Below are 3,118 nucleotides of genomic sequence, written 5' to 3'. Positions count from 1 at the left end.
CAGGTGGCCCCAACTCTCTCACTCCCTCTCCCCGCTTCTTTAGCGCGGGAGAGGGTGGGGTGAGGGGACCACTCGGGCGGGTCCCGATGCGGCCCCCCCTCACCCCGACCCTCTCCCGCCCCCGCGAAAGCTACGCTTTCGCCTGGGGGGAGAGGGAGCCCACCGTCTACGCGGCCAGCGTGCGGGACACGAGTTCTTAAGCTAGCGCGTATGAGGGGCGCCCCTACGGCATGTCGATACCGCCGCCCAAGAGCCTGATCTGCATGTTCGGCCCGTGCGGCTGTCTTAAGCATCATCGGCGGGGAACGTCACCGCTTCGATGCGATTGCCATCGGGATCTCTGACGAAAGCCGCGTAGTAGCGCAAGCGGTCGTGCGGGCGCAGACCCGGCGCGCCATCGGAACGGCCTCCGGCTTGCAGGGCGGCCGCGTGGAACGCGTCGACATCAGCGGCCGATTTCGCCCGCAGGCAGACATGAACGCCGCTGTCCGGTACGACTTGAGCCATCTCCGCACGAAAATTGATCCAGAACTCGGGGTAGCTCCTGCCGAAGCCGATCGTCGCCGGTCGGGTCACCAGCCGCGACAGCCCGAGCGGCGCCAGCGCCGTTTCATAGAAATGCCCGGCGCGTTCGAGGTTGCTGACGCCAATCGAGACATGATCGATCATCCGAGAGCTCCCCTGGTTGAGCGATTCCGTGAAACCTATCATTTCAGGCCACGAGCATTGGCCTCTCACTCCCTCTCCCGCTTGCGGGGGAGGGTGGGGTGGGGGTGCCTCAGCATACACACCACCCGCGTCTGCCCCCACCCCAACCCTCCCCCGCGATAGACGCGGGAGAGGGAGCGCAGCATCGCAGGCTTCGATATGATCAGAACTTCGGAAACGCTGGTCTGGTAACCGAGGCGACCGCGGCTCCCCTCAGGCCGGCGCGCCTGATTTCACCAGCTTGTAGATCACCGAATCCATCAGCCCCTGAAACGACGCGTCGATGATGTTGGGCGATACCCCGATCGTGGTCCAGCGCTCGCCCTGTTCGTCCTCGCTCTCGATCAGCACCCTCGTCACCGCCTCGGTGCCGCCATCGAGGATACGCACCCGGTAGTCGACCAGCTTCAGGCCTTCGATATATTTCTGATACTTGCCGAGATCCTTGCGCAGCGCGACGTCGAGCGCATTGACCGGGCCGTTGCCTTCCGCCGCCGAGATCAGTTTCTCGCCGTCGACATCGACCTTGACCACCGCCATCGCCACCGTGACGCGCTGGCCGTTGGCATTGTAGCGCTGCTCGACATTGACATCGAACTGCTCGACCCGAAAATACTCGGGCACGCGGCCAAGCGTGCGCCGCGCCAACAGGTCGAACGAGGCGTTGGCGGATTCATAGGCGTAGCCTGCGGCCTCGCGCTCCTTCATCTCCTCGACCAGCCGGAGCAGCTTCGGGTCGTTCTTGTCATAGGCAATGCCGGCCCGCTCGAGCTCGGCGATGACATTCGAACGCCCGGCCTGATCGGACACCAGCACCTTGCGTTTGTTTCCGACCGATGCGGGCGGCACATGTTCGTAGGTCTGCGGATCCTTGAGCACGGCCGAGGCATGAATGCCGGTCTTGGTGACGAAGGCGCTTTCGCCGACATAGGGCGCATGCCGGTTCGGGGCCCGGTTAAGCATGTCGTCCAGCGTGCGCGACACTTTTGTCAATGTCGCCATCTGCTCGGGCGACACCCCGATCTCGAAGCGATCGGAAAATTCGCGCTTCAAGCGCAGCGTCGGGATCAGCGAGCACAGATTGGCGTTGCCGCAGCGTTCGCCAAGGCCGTTCAGCGTACCCTGGATCTGCCGGACCCCCGCACGCACCGCGGCCAGCGAATTGGCCACCGCCTGCTCGGTATCGTTATGGGCATGAATGCCGACGTGATCGCCGGGAATTTGTTTTACAACGTCCGTCACGATGGTCTCGACCTCGTGCGGCAGGGTGCCGCCATTGGTGTCGCACAAGACCACCCAGCGCGCGCCGGCATCATAGGCCGCCCTGGCGCAGGCCAGCGCGAATTCCGGGTTTTCCTTGTAGCCGTCGAAAAAATGCTCGCAGTCGAGCATGACTTCGCGACCGGCCGCTTTCGCCGCGCTGACGCTGTCGCGGATCGAGGCCAGATTTTCCTCGTTGGTGGTCTCCAATGCCACGCGCACCTGATAGGCCGATGCCTTGGCGACAAAGCAGATCGCATCGGCCTTGGCTTGCAGCAGCGCCGCCAGACCCGGATCGTTGGACGCCGAGCGGCCGGGACGGCGCGTCATGCCGAACGCCGTGAAGCTGGCATGGCCAAGCACGGGCTTTTCGGCAAAGAACTCGGTGTCGGTGGGATTGGCGCCGGGATAGCCGCCTTCGACATAGTCGATACCGAGTTCATCGAGCATCCGCGCCAGCAATTGCTTGTCGCGCAGCGTGAAATCGACGCCGTTGGTCTGGGCGCCGTCGCGCAGCGTGGTGTCGAACAGATAGAGCCGCTCGCGTTTCATCGTGCATCTCCAGGCGCAGCACCATCGACCAGCGTCTTCTGCATCGTGGTATTGGCGAGCCATTCGCCGTTGACCGTCACGGTGTTGCGCTGTTTGGCGACGTAGCCGCGGTGAACGAAGAATTCCAGCGCATTGTCGCTGGCATCGACCGTGAGGCTCTTGGCGCCGCGGCCGCCGGCGAGTTTTTCCAAGGCCTCGCACAACAGCGACGCCACGCCCTGCCCGACCGCGCTGGGGTGGACATACAGCATGTCGATGTGACCCGTGCCCTTGAGCGAGGCGAAGCCGACCGGCGAATTCTGCAGCGTCGCGATCAGCGTAAGCTCGCCGGCCAGCCGCCGGCCGAATTGCTCCTCGTCGAAGGCCGCGCTGGCCCAGGCCTGCTGCTGCGCTTCGCTGTAGTCATCCCCGGTCAATGCCTCGATCGCATCGACAAAGATCGCCGCCAGCACCGGGATATCGCCGGCGAGAAACGGCCGCAAAGCGGGTTTGGGAAGCGCCTGCCCCATGGCCTTTAGATTACCTCCGCACGGTTGAACGCCGGCACGACGGCGGCCGTGCCAAACCTGCGATCTCTGAGCGCGAACCAGAGCTTAGG

The 3,118-nt window shown here is 64.2% G+C and carries 3 protein-coding genes; all 3 read right to left on the bottom strand.

What is annotated here, in order from left to right; all coding sequences use genetic code 11:
- Nucleotides 1–285: 285 nt before the first annotated feature.
- On the bottom strand, nucleotides 286–669 hold the full coding sequence (locus tag ABSG20_RS33500) for a VOC family protein (protein WP_423868725.1): 384 nt from the start codon (nucleotides 667–669) through the stop codon (nucleotides 286–288).
- Nucleotides 670–921: 252 nt separating this feature from the next.
- Entirely contained in the window at nucleotides 922–2,520 is a 1,599-nt protein-coding gene (gene cimA, locus ABSG20_RS33495; RefSeq protein ID WP_423868724.1) for a citramalate synthase, read from the bottom strand.
- Nucleotides 2,517–3,029, bottom strand: a complete 513-nt coding sequence (locus ABSG20_RS33490; protein ID WP_423868723.1) for a GNAT family N-acetyltransferase — start codon at nucleotides 3,027–3,029, stop codon at nucleotides 2,517–2,519. The genes cimA and ABSG20_RS33490 overlap by 4 nt, the downstream gene beginning before the upstream one ends.
- Nucleotides 3,030–3,118 lie beyond the last annotated feature (89 nt).

The organism is Bradyrhizobium sp., from assembly GCF_049512235.1.
In the GTDB taxonomy this organism is placed as follows: domain Bacteria; phylum Pseudomonadota; class Alphaproteobacteria; order Rhizobiales; family Xanthobacteraceae; genus Bradyrhizobium.
Note: the sequence above shows the minus strand (reverse complement) of the source record. Positions and strands in the feature narration are given on the sequence as shown.

Bases quoted from the DNA above. Each gene is read 5' to 3' on its own strand.
- ABSG20_RS33500 (WP_423868725.1), bottom strand. From the start codon at position 669: ATGATCGATCATGTCTCGATTGGCGTCAGCAACCTCGAACGCGCCGGG.
- cimA (WP_423868724.1), bottom strand. From the start codon at position 2,520: ATGAAACGCGAGCGGCTCTATCTGTTCGACACCACGCTGCGCGACGGC.
- ABSG20_RS33490 (WP_423868723.1), bottom strand. From the start codon at position 3,029: ATGGGGCAGGCGCTTCCCAAACCCGCTTTGCGGCCGTTTCTCGCCGGC.